The sequence below is a fragment of the Streptomyces sp. NBC_00045 genome (genome assembly GCF_045041095.1).
GTDB lineage: Bacteria > Actinomycetota > Actinomycetes > Streptomycetales > Streptomycetaceae > Streptomyces.
In genome coordinates this window covers 108,199-124,076 of sequence record NZ_CP108271.1, presented here as the reverse complement: position 1 = coordinate 124,076, position 15,878 = coordinate 108,199, and the positions used below count along the sequence as shown (strand labels likewise).

At 70.0% G+C, this 15,878-nt stretch carries 14 protein-coding genes and 2 pseudogenes; 5 read left to right on the top strand and 11 right to left on the bottom strand.

The window, feature by feature from the left end; all coding sequences use genetic code 11:
- Positions 1–11: 11 nt before the first annotated feature.
- Positions 12–533: a GNAT family N-acetyltransferase gene (locus tag OHA65_RS00760; RefSeq protein ID WP_327281098.1), complete on the bottom strand. Its 522-nt coding sequence runs from the start codon at positions 531–533 to the stop codon at positions 12–14.
- 698 nt (positions 534–1,231) lie between these two features.
- Between OHA65_RS00760 and OHA65_RS00755 the strand changes: the two genes are divergently transcribed.
- On the top strand, positions 1,232–1,438 hold the full coding sequence (locus OHA65_RS00755) for a hypothetical protein (RefSeq protein WP_328761076.1): 207 nt from the start codon (positions 1,232–1,234) through the stop codon (positions 1,436–1,438).
- 72 nt (positions 1,439–1,510) lie between these two features.
- On the opposite strand, the gene OHA65_RS00750 is transcribed toward OHA65_RS00755, so the two are convergent.
- Both OHA65_RS00750 and OHA65_RS00745 read right to left on the bottom strand, forming a co-directional pair.
- Positions 1,511–1,753, bottom strand: coding sequence for a hypothetical protein (locus OHA65_RS00750; RefSeq protein ID WP_327281097.1), 243 nt, complete (start codon positions 1,751–1,753; stop codon positions 1,511–1,513).
- Positions 1,754–2,041: 288 nt separating this feature from the next.
- On the bottom strand, positions 2,042–2,974 hold the full coding sequence (locus tag OHA65_RS00745; protein ID WP_327281096.1) for an alpha/beta hydrolase: 933 nt from the start codon (positions 2,972–2,974) through the stop codon (positions 2,042–2,044).
- A gap of 44 nt (positions 2,975–3,018) precedes the next feature.
- On the opposite strand from OHA65_RS00745, the gene OHA65_RS00740 reads away from it, so the two are divergent.
- Both OHA65_RS00740 and OHA65_RS00735 read left to right on the top strand, forming a co-directional pair.
- Positions 3,019–3,495, top strand: coding sequence for a MarR family transcriptional regulator (locus OHA65_RS00740; protein WP_327281095.1), 477 nt, complete (start codon positions 3,019–3,021; stop codon positions 3,493–3,495).
- Between the two features lie 151 nt (positions 3,496–3,646).
- On the top strand, positions 3,647–4,021 hold the full coding sequence (locus OHA65_RS00735) for a hypothetical protein (protein WP_327281094.1): 375 nt from the start codon (positions 3,647–3,649) through the stop codon (positions 4,019–4,021).
- 69 nt (positions 4,022–4,090) lie between these two features.
- Here the strand turns inward: OHA65_RS00735 and OHA65_RS00730 are convergent.
- The 8 genes and pseudogenes from OHA65_RS00730 to OHA65_RS00695 all read right to left on the bottom strand — a co-directional run.
- Positions 4,091–4,258, bottom strand: a pseudogene (locus OHA65_RS00730) (ATP-binding cassette domain-containing protein); the annotation flags it as partial.
- A 188-nt stretch (positions 4,259–4,446) separates the two neighbouring features.
- A complete protein-coding gene (locus OHA65_RS00725) occupies positions 4,447–4,818 on the bottom strand; it encodes a histidine kinase dimerization/phospho-acceptor domain-containing protein (protein WP_405760695.1) in 372 nt (123 codons plus the stop codon).
- Positions 4,819–4,945: 127 nt separating this feature from the next.
- Entirely contained in the window at positions 4,946–5,524 is a 579-nt protein-coding gene (locus OHA65_RS00720; protein ID WP_327281093.1) for an alpha/beta hydrolase, read from the bottom strand.
- Positions 5,521–6,804, bottom strand: a complete 1,284-nt coding sequence (locus tag OHA65_RS00715; RefSeq protein ID WP_327281092.1) for an MFS transporter — start codon at positions 6,802–6,804, stop codon at positions 5,521–5,523. The genes OHA65_RS00720 and OHA65_RS00715 overlap by 4 nt, the downstream gene beginning before the upstream one ends.
- Before the next feature lie 105 nt (positions 6,805–6,909).
- Positions 6,910–7,824, bottom strand: coding sequence for a TauD/TfdA family dioxygenase (locus OHA65_RS00710; RefSeq protein ID WP_327281091.1), 915 nt, complete (start codon positions 7,822–7,824; stop codon positions 6,910–6,912).
- A gap of 48 nt (positions 7,825–7,872) precedes the next feature.
- The gene (locus tag OHA65_RS00705) at positions 7,873–8,847 is read right to left on the bottom strand and encodes a quinone oxidoreductase (protein ID WP_327281090.1); all 975 of its coding nucleotides are present in this window, start codon (positions 8,845–8,847) and stop codon (positions 7,873–7,875) included.
- 119 nt (positions 8,848–8,966) lie between these two features.
- Entirely contained in the window at positions 8,967–10,019 is a 1,053-nt protein-coding gene (locus tag OHA65_RS00700) for a 3-keto-5-aminohexanoate cleavage protein (RefSeq protein ID WP_327281089.1), read from the bottom strand.
- 348 nt (positions 10,020–10,367) lie between these two features.
- Positions 10,368–11,390, bottom strand: coding sequence for an AraC family transcriptional regulator (locus OHA65_RS00695; RefSeq protein WP_329316285.1), 1,023 nt, complete (start codon positions 11,388–11,390; stop codon positions 10,368–10,370).
- A 370-nt stretch (positions 11,391–11,760) separates the two neighbouring features.
- On the opposite strand from OHA65_RS00695, the gene OHA65_RS00690 reads away from it, so the two are divergent.
- Entirely contained in the window at positions 11,761–13,254 is a 1,494-nt protein-coding gene (locus tag OHA65_RS00690) for a long-chain-fatty-acid--CoA ligase (protein WP_405760691.1), read from the top strand.
- 303 nt (positions 13,255–13,557) lie between these two features.
- Positions 13,558–15,500 (top strand): annotated as a pseudogene (gene rph, locus OHA65_RS00685) (rifamycin-inactivating phosphotransferase); the annotation flags it as partial.
- Positions 15,501–15,878 lie beyond the last annotated feature (378 nt).

Sequence of the window (15,878 nt, the reverse complement as noted above, 5' to 3'; positions counted from 1 at the left end):
CATCCGCGCGGCTAGGAGTGTGGGTCGGTAATCGCCGTCGTGTCGGGCCAGGCGATCTCGAAGTACCTGACGCGTTCATCTTCTCCGGCCGGCCGCATGCCGGCTGCCATCATGACGTGCTGGGACGCGATGTTGTCGTGGTCGGCGTCGCCTTTCACGCAGGTGACGCCGCGTGCCCGTGCGAACAGCAGCAGTCCGCGGACGGCTTCGGAGGCGTATCCCTTGCCTCTCGCCGACGGGATGAGGCCGTAGCCGATCGTGACGCTGCCGTTCTCGTCCGCAGGACCGTGGAAGTCCACGCCGCCGATCACCTGACCGTCCTCGCGGCAACGGATCTGATAGTTGCCGAACGGCTGGGGATCACCGGTGTTCGCGCAGGCGCCGAGGAAGCGCCTGGCGGCGGACGCGTCCCCATCGGTGGGATATCCGGGCGCCCACCGGGCACCGCTGTCCGACTCGCCCGCCACCACTTGCTCAGCCTCGTTGACGGTCATCGGATGAAGCACGAGCCGCGCTGTCACAAGATCGTCCATAGTCGGGAGGAGTATCACGCGGGGCGACCAGTCCGCACTTGCATTATTTCGACCGGCCAGCGCCCCGCCTCCGGTTGGCGATCGTAGGCGGCCGAGTGACGGGGACGCGCAGCCCCGGGTACCTCTCACCAGCCCCGGGTCGGTCAGGCTTTGATCTCGCTGAGGAGCATGGGCAGGGTCGGGCTGTGCTTTTCGGGTGGCAGTGCGTCCATCGCGGCGGTGGCGTGCGCGATGCCGCCCGCTCTGTGTCAGGGCGGTGGTGCGGTCGCTGCGGAGAGCGGCGGCGTGGGCTTTGCCGTAGATCGCGTGCAGCAGGCCGAGCGAGGGTCGGTCGGTCAGGGCGGGGGCCTGGTCCGCGAGGACGTTCGAGACACCAAGCGATGCACCCTCGTACCCCACGGCGATCGCCGCCCGCCCCAGCACCCGTACCTGCGCAGCTGGGTCTTGGGATGCGGCGGTGGCGGTGGCGGCCATGCGGTACCAGCGCACGGCGGCGGCGCCCTCGGAGCCGGGGAACGTCTTGGCACACAGCGTCATGAGCCGCGCGGCTGCCGACCACAGCCGCGGCTGGTCCAGCTGCTGCTGGATGACGATGAGCTCCCCCGGCGGCGCGGCGTGGGATGTCGGCGGCGCCCATGGACATGTGGTCCGTGCCGTACGCGGCCAGCTTGGAACGGCCAGCACGCGAAGGGGCGCCCATGGCAGAGATCACCGACTACAGCCGCGCCCGCAGAGGGGACCTCAAGCTGTTCCCCCCCGGCCCTCCTGACGCTCCCCGTCGACCTGCACCCGCAGGCCGGGCCGGTGCGCACCGCCGCGATACCGCCACGGGCCCGCTGCGGGGGACGGTCGTCACGGACATGCAGGTGCTGATGAAGCGCTGCGCGCGGGCGGGCCACCTGTGACGGTTCGTCGGTACGCGGTCGGGCGGGCGGCGTTCGACCGCGACGGCCAGGTGCGCGGCCAATGGTCGGCCTCTACCCCTCGCGCTGGTGGTGCGCCTCGCGGATTCGGCCGGGTTCCAGCGGATCGCCCGCACCGTCGCATGCGAGAGAGCCGGCGCACAGCCAGCCGCCCGCCCGGCAGTCAGGGACGGGGATGGGGTGCAGGTCCCCGCGGGGCAGGTCGCGGTGGACGTGTCGCCCACCGAACTGCGTGTCGGGGACCAGGTCCTTGCAGGCGGCCGTCTGGTTGCCATCGCCGATCTGCGCTACCGGCATGGGGCACCCGTACGATGATCCTGGGCAACGGCCGCCTCGCCGTCGCGGAGCGCAGCATGCGTGTCTACCGCCCCCCGTACCAGCTGACGTGCGTACGGCTTTTCAGGATGAGCCGGTGTGCGTGCGAGCTTTGTTGATGAGGCGTTCGGCGGTGCGGGCGCTGATGTTGTACCGGGCGGCGAGCGCCTCGGCGGTGACGCCTGGCCCCCCTGGTCGGCGGCGGCGATCTCGGGGATGCGGGGGTCCGGCGCGGTGCGGCGCGTGCCTGGAGGGATGCCCGCTCTGGTGTCAGTCCTCTGGCGCCGGGGTCCGCACCGTGTTCCCGGTGTTGAGGTGTTGGTTGAGGAAGAGGGCTGCGCGGTCGAGGGCTTGGTCCGCTTCGTCGAGGGTGCCGCCGGCGAAGGACTGGAAGACGTGGGGGACGTCGGCGGTGACGTCGAGGATGACGTTGACGTCGGCGTCCTTGGCGCGGGCGGCCAGGCGGGTGGAGTCGTCGAGCAGGATCTCGTTGGTGCCGACCTGGATCAGCATCGGGGGGAAGCCGGTGAGGTCGGCGTAGATCGCCGGGCTGAGGAGGGGCTGGTTGGGGTCCGCTCCGTCGAGGTACCAGGTCCCGGTGCGCTTCACGGCCTCGCGGGTGAAGATCGGGTCGATGCCGTCCTTGGCCTTCATGCTCTCGCCGGTCCGGGTCGCGTCGAGGCCCGGGGAGAACGCCACGATCGCGCCAGGCAGGGGCAGGCCCGCGTCGCGGGCGGCCAAGGCAGTGGTGACGGTGAGGCCGCCGCCGGCCGAGTCCCCCGCGAAGGCGATCGTCGAGGGGTCCAGGCCGCTGTCCAGGAGGGCGCGGTAGGCGCTGAGCGTGTCGTCGATCGCGGCCGGGAACGGGTGCTCGGGTGCGAGCCGGTAGTCCACCGAGTACGCCTGGAAGCCCGTGCGGTCCACGAGCTGCGCCGTCAGGCACAGGGCGGTTTCCGGTGAGCCGAACACCCAGCCGCCGCCGTGGAAGTAGAGGATCGTCGCGGGCCGTGCCCCGCTGCCCGGCTCGACGTGGAGGGCGGGCAGGTCGCCGAGCGTCGTCGGCGTGGTGCGGACGGCGTCGGGCACGATCATCGTGTCCATCAGCGCCTTGAACCCGGCCCTCAGCGCCTCGACGGGCAGCGGCTTCTCGGCCGGGGGCCGGCGCAGCATCGCGTCGACCTTGGCCCGCTGTTCCTTGCTCATGCCTGGACTCCTGACGTGGATGCTTTCCCATTACACTATATGCCATGGCATATAAATCGACGGATGGTGCGATCGACCTCCCGAGCTTCTTCTCCGACCTGGTCCGATGCGAAACACGCCTGTACAACGCGCTCAACGACCGCCTGCGCGAACGGCACGGGATCGTCACCTCGCAGTTCGAGTTCCTGCGCCACCTGCGCGACCACCCCGGCGCCCGGGTCGCGGACCTTGCCGCCGAGTTCGCGATCGGCATCGGCGCGACCAGCAAAGGCATCGACCGCCTGGAGCAGAAGGGTTGGGTCCTGCGGCAGCCGAACCCGTCTGACCGCCGTTCCTCGCTGCTGGCTCTGACCCAGGACGGCACACGACTCGTCGACGCCGCGGAGAAGACCTTCACCGACGCCCTGACCGAGTTCACGGGAGGCGCGCTCGACAGTGCCTCCGCACCCGCCGCCGCGCGCACCCTCGCGAAGCTGCGCTCCACACTCCAGGAAAAGCAGATCGGCACACCCACAGGCTGACGCCACGGCTCCCGTCCCGGCCGCGGCACGGCGTCCAGTCTTCGTTCAGCGAGACGACCAGGGCGACCAGGTGGCCGGTCTGCTGATCAGCAGCAAGGGAACCAGTCGCTCTCGGCGCTCCGAGAGCTGTAGGCGAGGCGGGTTCCTGAATGTGCGACGTCAACAATCCAGGAACCCGTTCGCTTTCGCCTTCGACGTCTTGCAGCAGGACGGCCAGGGGCTGTTGACGCACTCGTACACCGATCGGCGCACTCTGCTGGAAGGCCTGTGCTCCGAGTACGCACTGACGACCCCGCCGGCGTTGTGCCCGATGACGACGGACCTGGCCAAGGCGAGGCAATGGCTGAAGTCCTGGACGGACGTGTCGGGAGTGGCGGGCCTGGTCGCCCAAACGGCAGTCTCCCTTTACCGCGGCGGCCAGCGGCTGTGGGAAAAGGTGAGGCACTCCGAGACCGTCGACGCGGAGGTCACCGGCTTCACCGGGACTCCCGCTCGCCCCCCGCCACCCTGTTGTCCGGCTCCCTGATGGCTGGACGGCGTGCGCTCCCAACAGCTGACCGCGCCGCTGGCTGTGCAGGTCGCCCTCTTCCTCCGGGGAGCCGGCCCGATGGTGGTCGGCGAGGGCGCGCACCAAGGTGGTCGTGCCGCAGCCGGAGGGACCGACGATCGCGGTGAGGGTGCCGGGACGCAGGTCGAGGTCAAGGCCGGCGCTTGGCGGCGTGATCGTCGCGGTCCTGCAACTCTTCGACTGCGCCCAGAACATCGACGTCGGTCTCCTGCCCGGCCTGGACGACACCAAGAGCGGCTTTCCGCATCACCCGGCCGGTCCCTGAACCGGATCGCGCCCGCTCCGGCAGCGGCCGTCATCTGACCGTGTGGGGGGCAACGGATGTCGGGCCGACCGGCGTCGGGAGGACGGCGTCGTTCGGCCGGCGGCGCCCCCGCCCCGTTCTACCCCAGTTGGTCGGAGATGAGGCGGGTGCGGAAGGCGATGCCGTCCGATGTGTCCTGGACGGTGATCGTGCCGCCGTGTAGAGCCGCGATGTCCAGGGCGATGGACAGGCCGAGACCGGTGCCGCCGTCGTCGCAGCCTCGGGCGTCGTCGAGGCGGGCGAGGAGGAGCAGGTCGGCGGAGAGCGCCTGGAGGCGTTCGGTGTCCTGGAGAGCGCCTTCCATCAGGGTGTCGCGCACCTTCGGGTCGGGGTGGGTGTGCGCGACCTCCAGCTGGGTCCGGAGTACCGCGAGAGGGCTGCGCAGTTCGTGAGTGGCATCGGCGATGAACCGGCGATGCCTGATCCCCGCGGCCTCCAGCCGTTCCAGCATGGCGTTCATGGTCTCGGCGAGGCGGGCGATCTCGTCCCACTGGCGACGACGTGTTCTGCACCGACGAGACGCCGCTGCGCGAGGGCATCCGCACCGGCGTCGTCTTTCGCGGGGGCCGCATCCGGGATCAGCCGTGTTCGAGCTCGCGGAGGAGTTCCTCCGCCCTCGGCCACGGGCCATGGCCGGAGGCGGGGTTGAGGTGGCCGACATCGCCGAGTTCCACGAGGCGGCCGCCCCAGTTCCGGGCCAGCTCGGCTACTCGCTCGACGGTGCCCAGCGGGTCGTTCGAGCTGGCCGCGACGATGCTGGGGAAGGGCAGCGGCGAGCGGGGCACCGGGATCCAGCCGTTCTCGTCGAGCACGTCGGTGGTGGGGTAGCCCTCCGGCAGCGGCTGCTCCAAGTCCGGCGGCGTCACCAGCAGTGCCCCCTGCACCTGCGCCGGGTGCCGCCTGAGCCAGTGGACGGTGGTGATCACACCGGCGCTGTGGGCAACCAGCACGACGGGCCCCGCGATCTGCACCATCACCTTGTCCAGTGCGGCGACGCCTGCCTCGCAGCTCAGCCGGTCCCGCGTCAGCGGGGGAATGGTGCGGACGCTGCGCCCGGCCTCGGTGAGCCGGTCGGCCAACAAGGTCTGCCAGTGCTCCTCGACGTGGTCGCGCAAGCCGGGGACGATCACGACCACCGGCCGGGCGGTACGGCTCATGAGGGCACCTCCGTCTTCTGCGGCTCCGCCACCGGGGCGAGCCCGGTCAGACGGCGCACGTCACGGTCGTAGGAGTGGCGGCCGATCAGGAACGCCGCGGTGGCCCCGATCGCCACGAGCGGGACGAGCCGGAACGCGCCCAGCAGACCGAGCCGGTCCGCGAGCATCCCCGTGACCGCGGGGCCGGGGGCGAGTCCGAGCATGCTCTGGGCCAGCGTGAGCGTGGCGAACGCCGTCGCGGCGATGGTCGCGGGGGTCAAGTTCGCCACCATGGCGGCCCCCGGCCCGGCCGTTCCGGCGCACATCAGGGTTCCCAGGCCCAGCACCAGCAGCTGTACGGGGCCGGTCGGCAGGCGGAACGCGGTCATCAGCAGAACGAGGGAGCCCACGCTGCAGCTGATGGCGACGGCCCACTTGCGGATCGGGGCGCGCCGGCTGATCCGGTCCGAGGCGATGCCGCCGGCGATCATGCCGATTGCGATCATCAGGGCGAAGAGCCCTGCCGTCGCACCGGCCTTCGCGGTCGGCATGGCGTAGTAGCGGTTGAAGTAGCTGGGCAGCCAGGCGATCAGGGCGCCCGCGATGAACAGTTGCAGACCGCTGCCGATGTAGGCGCTGACCACCGAGACGGAGGAGAACAGCCGCGGGAGGAGCACGCGGAGACGGTCGCGTTCATCCGTGCCGGCCCCGCCCCCCGCCGGATCCTGCCGTGGGGCCAGCCGCTTCTCCGTGACCACCACGGCGTAGATGCCCGCGAGCACCAGGCCGAAGACGCCCATCACGCCGAACGCCCAGCGCCAGCCGTACGCCTGGGCCACGGCGCCGCCGATGGATATGCCCAGGACCGAGCCGAAGGCCCCGCCGGCGATGAAGGCCCCCGAGAGCGTCGCCCGCAGGGCGCGCGGGAAGACGCTGAGGACCACGGCGATGCCGACACTGCCGTACGCGGCCTCGCCGATGCCGACGAAGAGCCGGCTGGCGAGCATCTGGTCGTAGCTCGCCGCCACGGCGCAGCCCAGGGTTGCCAGGCTCCACATCGTGGCCGCGATGACCAGGGACCTCACCCTGCCCCATCGGTCGGCCAGCAGCGAGAGCGGGAGGGTGAGCAGACCGACCGCCAGCGCCACGATGCCGCTGAGGGACCCCAGTTGGGCGTCCGATAGCAGCCAGTCGGCCTTCAGCATCGGGAAGACGGCGTTGAGGACCTGCCGGGACATGTAGTCCGAGAGCAGGAGTCCGAAACTCAGTGCAAAGACCACCCAGGCGTAGCGCCGGGACACGGGCCACTCCGAGGAACCGGAACCGGTTCTGCCCGGGGCGGGTTCCACAGTGGTGAGAAACCCCATTGTCATCACCTCAACTGCTCTTGGCGGAAAGGGAAAGGGTCAGAAGGGTCTGTCGCCGACGATCCCGGCGCGCTCCATCTTGCGGACGGCGGGCCAGTAGTCCTGGACGGCGTAGTGCTGGGTGGAGCGGTTGTCCCAGATGGCGACGCTGTTCGGCGTCCAGCGCCAGCGCACCTGGTACTCGGGGACGGCGGCCTGGCTGATCAGGTAGTTCAGCAAGAGGCCCGCACCCGGGGCGTAGTCCAGCCCGAAACGCACGTTCTCGGGGGTGTGGTAGTTGACGAAGTGCGTGGTGAAGGCGTTGACGAAGAGGATCTGCTCGCCCGTCTCGGGGTGGGTGCGCACCACCGGGTGCTCCGCGTCGGGGAACTGCGCCCCCAGCGCCCGACGTTTGTCCTGCGGCATGGCGGCGCCGAAGGTGGCTTCGATGCTGTGCCGGGCCCGCAGTCCCTGGATCTGTGTCCTGATGTGCTCCGGCAGCCGGCGGTGGGCCTCGGCCATGTTGACCCAGATCGTGTCGCCGCCCACCGGGGGTGACTCGATGCAGCGCAGCACGGCACCCATGGACGGGTTTTCACGCCAGGTGCCGTCGGTGTGCAGCGCGTTCTCGTAGTGCTCCGGCGCGCTGGCCAGGTCCTTGTAGATCCGTACCAGGCCGGGGTGGTCGGGGTCGCTGCCGGCCACCGGGTGGTCCTCCAGCGGGCCGAAGCGCTCGGCGAAGGCGACGTGTTCGGCTCGCGTGATGTCCTGCTCCCGCAGGAACAGCACCTTGTACTGCAGGAGCAGGGCCTTGATCTCGGAGAACAGCTCGTCGTCGCGCACGGCGTCGCCGAGGTTCACTCCGGCGAGCTCGGCGCCGATGGTGCAGGTCAGCGGCTCGACCTTGATCGAGCCGCGCGAGTGGGCGCGCACCGACGCGGGTGCGCCTTCCAGCGGAGCGACAGTGTTTTCCATGGTGCTTCCTCCTGGAGAGGGTGGAGATGCGCGTGATCCGGCAAGGGCTCAGAGGACGAAGACGGACGATCCCGTGGTCCGTCCCGATTCCAGCTCGCGGTGCGCCCGTACGGCTTCGTCGAGCGCGTAGCGCTGGTTGATCTCGATGGCGATGCGTCCGGAGGCGACGTGGTCGAAGAGCTCGCCCGCCAGTACTGCCCGCTCTGCCGGGTCGGCGATGTAGTCGGCGAGAGCCGGCCGAGTGACGAACAGGGACCCGCTGACCGCCAGTTGCATGGCGTCGATGGGCGGGACCGGCCCGGACGCCGTACCGAAACAGACCAGCAGACCGCGGCGCCGGAGCGAGGCCAGCGAGGCGGCGTAGGTGGCCCGGCCGATGCTGTCGAAGGCGACAGGGACGCCGGCGCCGTCCGTCAGTTCGCGCACCCGCTCGGCCACGTTCTCGTGCTGGTAGCGGATGACGTGGTCGCAGCCGTGGGCGCGGGCGAGCTCGGCCTTCTCCTCGGTGGAGACGGTGCCGATGACGGTCAGCCCGAGCAGCTTGGCCCACTGGCAGACGATCAGGCCGACCCCACCCGCCGCCGCGGTCAGCAGGATCGTGTCCCCGGCCTTCAGCGGGTGGATCCTGCGCAACAGGTAGGCGGAGGTGAGCCCGCGCATGGTCATCGCGGCGGCGGTCTCGAAGGGGATGCCGGCCGGCAGCCGGATCAGCGAGCCGGCGGGCATGACCCGTTCCGTGCTGTAGGCACCGAGCGGGCTTCCGGTGTACGTGACCCGGTCGCCCTCGGCGACATGGGTGACGCCTTCGCCCACCGCCTGGACCACCCCCGCGGCCTCGACACCCAGCCCGGCGGGCAGCGGTGCGGGATACAGGCCGCTGCGGAAGTAGGTGTCGGCGAAGTTGAGTCCGACGGCTTCGTGCCGGATCCGTACCTCGCCCGGGCCGGGATCGCCGACGACGACCTCTTCCCGGCGCAGGACGTCGGGACCGCCGGTCTCCTTGAAGCGAATGGCGTGAGCCATGGGCGTGCTCCGTTGTTCGTGGGAGGTGGGGAAGAGAGGAAGGGGCCGCCGGGGCCCCGGGGGTGTGGCCCCGGCGGCCCCGTGGATTCGCGCGGCTGCACGGTGGTCCCGTGCCGCGATCAGACGACGCGCAGCATGGGGCCGCGCTGACCGGGACGGCGGTTCGGCACCATGCCGAGACGGGCCAGCGTTTCGTCGGCCCCGCAATAGTGCTCGCCGAGCTTGTAGATCCTTTTGGCCTCGGCGCCCGTCGCGATGTCGCGGCCGAGCGCCTCGGAGATCTGCACCATCTGCTCGATCTGCTCGACGGTGGTCATGCGCTCGCCCTTGCGCCGCCACAGGTTGTCCTCGTTGCCCACGCGCACGTGCACACCGAGCGCGATGCCGATCGCGTTCATCGGAGCCACCGCGCGCATGGAACTCTCGATGGTGAGGACGGCGCCGTCCGGGGTGCGGCGGACGAACTCGATCAGGTCTGCCGGGTGCCGGCCCGCGAAACCGCCGCCGATGGCCACGTAGTTGAGGATCAGCGGGCCGGTGTGGACGCCGGCCCGGATGAGCCGCTCCACGGTTTCGAGCTGAGCCAGCGTGGCGAGCTGGAAGTGCGGCTGGATGCCGTTCTCGCGCAGGCGCTCCAGGTGCTCCAGGTAGAAATCGGGGCCCGCCTCGACGACCATGTCGCGGTAGGCCTTGTAGTACTCGGGCTTCGCGATCGAGGTGCCTGCCAGGTCGTCGGCGCTCATGATCTCGACGATGTTCATCTGGCTGGTGTTGATCGCGATCGTCACCTGGTCCGGCGCGGGGTCGAGGTCGGCCAGCAGGTGGCGGGTGTCGTAGCTCAGCCACTTGGCCTCGCTGCCCTCGTCCTCCGGAGCGAACGATATCGATCCGCCGATCTGCAGGACCATGTCCGGCACGGCCTGGCGCAACCGGCCCAGCAGCTCGTTGAACATGGACATCCGCTTGGAGCCCTTGCCGTCGAGTTCTCGTACGTGGATGTGGAGCACGGTGGCCCCGGCGTTGTAGCAGTCGACGGCCGCCTGTACGTGCTCGTCCATCGTCAGGGGGAGGTCGTCGGCGTCCCCGGGCAGCCACTCCGGCCCGTAGGGAGCGGCCTGGATCACCAGCTTCTCCTGGTTCTCCGGGAAAAGTGAGTCGTCGTGGAAATGCACGGTCCGTCTCCTTCGTGCGATCGGTGATCACTCGCCGGAAGCATCGCCTCGTGCGATGGGAGGGGCTGAGATGTCCGGCGAGGATGGATGCGGGTCACCACGGATGCGGGTCACCGGGGACAGAGGGCGCGTGGTGGCCCTCGTACGCTCGACCGGTCCGGAGGAAGCGTGAACAGGGGAACCCGCTCCCGTCCGGCGGCCGACCGCGTCTCTGCGGTGGTGCCAAGGTAGGGGCGGGCAACGGTGATTGCTTGACCCTCGGGGACAGATAATTTGTCATTTGGGGACATCGTGTGAGCCGTGCCGAGTGGGCAGGCGCGGCTCGGCCGAGCCCTCCCGCCTGCGGTGTCAGTCCTGGCCGGGGAGTCGGTGTCGGCTCCTGGCGCTGCGCCATGCCCTGGGGCTGCACCCGAACTGCTCGTGGAACCATCGCGAGAAGCCGCTCAGCGACGAGAAGCCCAGCAGGTCGGAGATCTCCGTGAGTGAGCGCCGTGGGTTCGCGACGAACTGCTCCGCGAGGTGCCGACGGGTGGCGCCCAGGAGCGACGAGAACGTCTCGCCCGAGGAGGCCAGGTGCCGGTGGACCGTCCGCCGGTCCACGCCCAGGCTGCGGGCGACCTGCTCGATCGAGCAGCGCCCCGTCGGCAGCAGGACCTCGATCAGCTCGCGCACCCGGTCCGCGGCGGTGGTGTCCCGGGGCACGGTGATCGCCTCGAAGTACTGGTGGGCGTACTCGCGCAGCAGCGGATCCGCCATCGCGTTGGGCGCGTCGAGATCGCCCGTGTAGAAGACGATGCCGTCGAACTCGCGGTCGAACTCCACGATGGGGCCGAACGCACGCCGGTGCGTCGACACGTCCGCCGGTGCGGGGTGCCTGAACCATACGGAGAGCGGCTGCCACCGGGTGTGCAGGAACTCGCGCAAGATGCGGTGGTAGGCGGCGATGGCCAGCTCCGTGGCCTGCCGGGTGTCCATCGCTTCGCCGAGACGCAGGTCGACCTTCAACGTGGCCAGCCCGTCCCCCTCGGACAGCCGGGTGTCCAGGGCCTCGTTGTACATGTGCTGGTGGCGGATCAACAGCCCCAGTGCGCTCCGCACGTCGGGTTCCTCACGGACGACCAGACTGATGGGGCCGAGGTTGGAGAAGCGCCGGAACTCCGCCATGAGCAATCCGAAGTCCTCGTGACCCGCGGCGGCTGCCGACAGTTCCAGCACCTGGACCGCGGCAGAGCCGGAGATCCACCGGTCCTGGACCGCGAGGGCGGCGGTGTCCAGGCCCACGCGCTTCATCAGCGGCTGAGGGTCGATACCGAGCGATCGACACAGCTCGACGTAGCCGCTGAGGGCTGCGGTGCGGACCAGGGGCCTCATGTGCACGCTCCAAGACTGTCCCGAAAAGAAAAGTCTCATGTCACGCCAGGACAAGCACGGCGATGAGTGGGCAACCTAGCATGGCGCCGTTCACCGCCCCGGTCCGCTCGTGCCGACCGCCCTGGGACGGTGAACGCACGCTGGCACGGAGGCGGACATGGACGGTGTGACGTGCGCAGGCGAGCCGCTGTACGCGCCCTGCTCGGGCCCGACGCTGCGGCGGGGCGGAACACCCACACGATCACGCACGCGCGAGCCGACTTCGAGGACCACGACCAGCCCGAGCTCAAGCGCTGGGGTCCCCCTCGCGACGTGATCCGCCCTCGGCCGCCTCGTCGCAGGCCGGGACGAACCCAAGGAGATTGCCGACATGACCAACCTTGCCACGTGCCTCGTGGACTCCGCCGCGGCCCAGGGCGATCGCATCGCCGTCCGCCACGACGACAGCACGCTCACCTACGCCCAGTTGGATGACGCGAGCGCCAGGGTCGCCGCCCTCCTGCGCGACCGCGGCGTCCAGCCCGGCGACCGCATCGCGATGACCATGCCCAACGTGCCGCTGTTCCCGGTCGTCTACTACGGCATCCTGCGGGCCGGCGGCGTGGTCGTGCCGACGAACCCGCTCCTCAAGGCGCGTGAGGTGGCCTTCACCCTGCGTGACTGCGGGGCGCGGATCGCGCTGGTGTTCCCTCTGTTCGCGGACGAGGTCGCGAAGGCCGCCGCCGACACCGGAACCGAATGCCTGGTGACCGAGCCCTTGGCTTTCGACGACATGCTGTGGGCCTACGAACCGATGCCCGGCATCGTCGACCGCACCGATGACGACCCGGCCCTCATCCTCTACACCTCGGGAACGACCGGGACCCCGAAGGGGGCCGAACTGTCCCACAGGAACCTGGCCACCAACACCGCCACCGCAGCCGAGACGCTGCTTCAGGTCGGACCCGGCGATGTGCTCTTCGGCGGCCTGCCCCTCTTCCACGCCTTCGGCCAGACCTGCGCGCTCAACACGGCCGTCGCCGCCGGCGCCACACTGACGCTGCTGCCGCGGTTCGAGCCGCGGCGCGCCCTGGAGATCATGGCCCGCGACGGGGTCACCGTGTTCCTCGGCGTGCCGACGATGTACGCGGCGCTGCTCCATGCCGAGCTCCCCGAAGGCTTCGGCGCCCCCGGGCTCCGCCTGGCCGTCTCGGGCGGCGCCTCGCTTCCGGTCGAGGTGCTGCACGGCTTCGAGCGGCGCTTCGGCGTCACCGTCCTGGAGGGATACGGACTCTCCGAGACCTCACCGGTCGCCGCCTTCAACCACCCGGACCGCCCGCGCAAGGCGGGCTCGATCGGACAGCCCGTCCGCGGAGTCGAGATGAAGCTCGTCGCCGAGGGCGGCGGCGCGGTGCCCTCGGGGGAGGTCGGCGAGATCGCGATCCGCGGCGAGAACCTCATGACGGGCTACTGGAACCGCCCCGAGGCCACGGCGGAGGCGGTCCGCGACGGATGGTTCCACAGCGGTGATCTGGCGCGTGTCGACGAGGACGGCTTCTACTTCATCGTCGACCGCAAGAAGGACCTGATCATCCGCAGTGGTTACAACGTGTACCCGCGTGAAGTCGAGGAGGTGCTGTACGAGCACCCGGCCGTCGCCGAAGCCGCCGTCGTCGGCGTGCCGCACTCGTTCCACGGCGAGGAGATCGCAGCGGTGATCGTGCTCCGGCCCGGTGCCCATGCCACGGCCACGGAGATCCGAAACTTCGTCAAGGACCGGGTGGCGGCGTACAAGTACCCCCGGATCGTCACCTTCACGGCCGAGCTCGCCAAGGGCCCCACGGGCAAAATCCTCAAGCGCGAGATCGTGGTCACCGGTCGATGAAGCCTCTGGATGGGCTCGGCCAGGAGGCCCAGAAGTGCACGGCGGAATCCCCAGCGTGCATATCGCAGCCGGTCGGCGGCGGCACGTCGCAGGGACGCCATACGCGTCTTCGGGATCGTTCCCGAGGCGGAAAAGCCGGAAATCGTCACCGTCGGACTGACACGAGCGGAGCTACGGGCTTCGGCCGACGCCTTCTACGACCTTTTGCGCGCCAAACGGTTCCGTAAGGCCGCCAACCACCTAGCCAGGGAGGCACTGTGGGCGCTGGTGCGGGCCATCGGGAAATGGGCGGCGCCCGGCGACCTCGGCGAGGTCCTGGTCTCCGGCCTGGTGAACCCGGACGTCTTCACGGTGCGGGACGCCGAGGTCGTCGCCAAGGCTATCGCCGCCAAACAGCGTGCCATCACCGCCCTGCCGGCCGGCGGTACGCGGGAAGTGGGGATCGACGCGCAGCGGCAGGAGCAGCCGGCGCTGACGGATGCGCAGGTCGTGCGGCTGGTACAGCTCGGGCGGCGCATCGAAGCGGACTTCGGCTGCCCGAGGACACCGAATGGTGCCTCGTCGACGACGGCTTCCGGATCGTGCAGAGCCGGCCGATCACGACGGGGTTCCCCGTTCCCGAGAGCGGCGATCAGGAGAACCACGTCTACGTCTCCGTCGGTCACGGGCAGATGATGACCGACCCCATGAGGCCGCTGGGGTTCTCCATGTGGCAGCTGACGGCCATGGTGCCGATGCACCAGGCCGGCGGGAGGCTGTTCGTGGACGTCACCCGGCGCCTGGCCTCTCCCGCCAGCCGCACCAGCCGCGCCGGCCTCCTGGACGCGATCGGGAAGGGCGATCCGCTGATCAGGGACGCGCTGGAGACCGTTCTCGACCGCGGGGACTTCGTCCCGTCGCTCCCGGACGCGGGTCCCGGCGGGCCGCCGGCCGGCGGTGCTCCCGCCTCGATCGAGACCGATCCGGCCGTCGTCACCGAGCTGATCGAGCGCAGCCGGGTGTCCATCGCCGCCCTGGAGCGCGACATCCGGACAAAGGGGGGACCGGCGCTGTTCGACTTCCTGCTGGAGGCCTTCGAGGAGCACAAGAGGGTGCTCAGCGATCCGCTTAGCATGCAGGCGATCATGGCGGGCATGGAGGCCACGCGGTGGCTGGGCGACAAGCTGCAGGAGTGGCTGGGCGAGAGGAACGCGGCTGACGCGCTGACCCTGTCCGCCCCTGACAACGTCACGCCTGAGATGGGACTGGCACTGCTCGACGTCGCGGACGTGATCCGTCCCCTGCTGCCGGAGGTGGTGGCTTTCCTGCAGGGCGTCCCAAACGAGGACTTCCTGGACGGGCTGGCAAAGCTCGCGGGCGGGACCGCCACGCGCGACGCCATCGAGGCCTACCTCGACCGGTACGGCATGCGCTGCGTCGGCGAGATCGACATCACCAGGCCGCGTTGGCGCGAGCGCCCCAGCACCCTGGTGCCCGTGATCCTCGACAACGTGCGGAACTTCGAGCCCGGCGCCGCCGAGCAGCGCTTCGAGCAGGGGCGGCAGATGGCGCAGCAGAAGGAAGAGGACGTGCTGTCACGCTTGCGCGCCCTGCCGGACGGGGACCGGAAGGCCGACGAGGCCAAGCGGATGATCGACCGGGTCCGCACCTTCATCGGGTACCGGGAGCACCCGGAGTACGGCAAGTACGGCATCATCAGCCGCTACTTCGTCTACAAGCAGGCCCTGTTGGAGGACGCCGAGCGCCTCCTGCAGGCGGGCCTGATCTCCGAGCGGGAGGACGCCTTCTACCTCACCTTCCAGGAACTCCACGAGGTAGTGCGCGCGAACCGGGTGGTCGACCAGCAGCTCATCCAGCAGCGCAAGGAGGCGTTCCGGGCGTACCACGCTCTCACGCCTCGGGGCGTACCGCCGGAACGACGCGCCGACCGGGGCCCTGGTCGGCGTACCGGTCTCGGCCGGGACCGTCGAAGGACGGGCCCGCGTCGTCCTCGACATGGCGGAGGCCGATCTCGAAGCGGGCGACATCCTGGTCACGGCCTTTACGGACCCCACCTGGTCGCCACTGTTCGTCGCAATCGCGGGCCTGGTGACCGAGGTGGGCGGCTTGATGACCCATGGCGCGGTGATCGCCCGGGAGCACGCCTGCCCGCCGTCGTCGGCGTGGAACAGGCCACCCGGTTGATCGGGGACGGCCAGCGGATCCGCGTGCACGGAAGCGACGGGTACGTCGAGATCCTGCCCTGACCGAGCGATATCCCAGATGGTGTTTGGTTAGGCGACTACTCAGGGGCATGGTGTGGCTGGGATCGGGTGAGGAGTTCAATGACCGGTGTATCCCAGCCACCGTCACGGGCTGTCTGCCCCCGGCTGCGGCCGGTCGTGGCGCGCACCCCCGGATGGTCCGGGTTACCCGACCTGCCGACAGCCGTACTGCGGGTAGATCTGCTGGAGTAGGGAGGTGGCTTGCGGGGTGGTGGTGACAGTGAAGACCGGTCCTCCATTGCAGGACCACCTCGTGGTCACCAGTGCGGCAGCTTCAGCCGATGACGGTAGAAGAACGCTGCCGGCAATCAGGCAGCCGGCGAGTGCCGTCAGGCACTTGCGATAGGGGACCCGCCACAT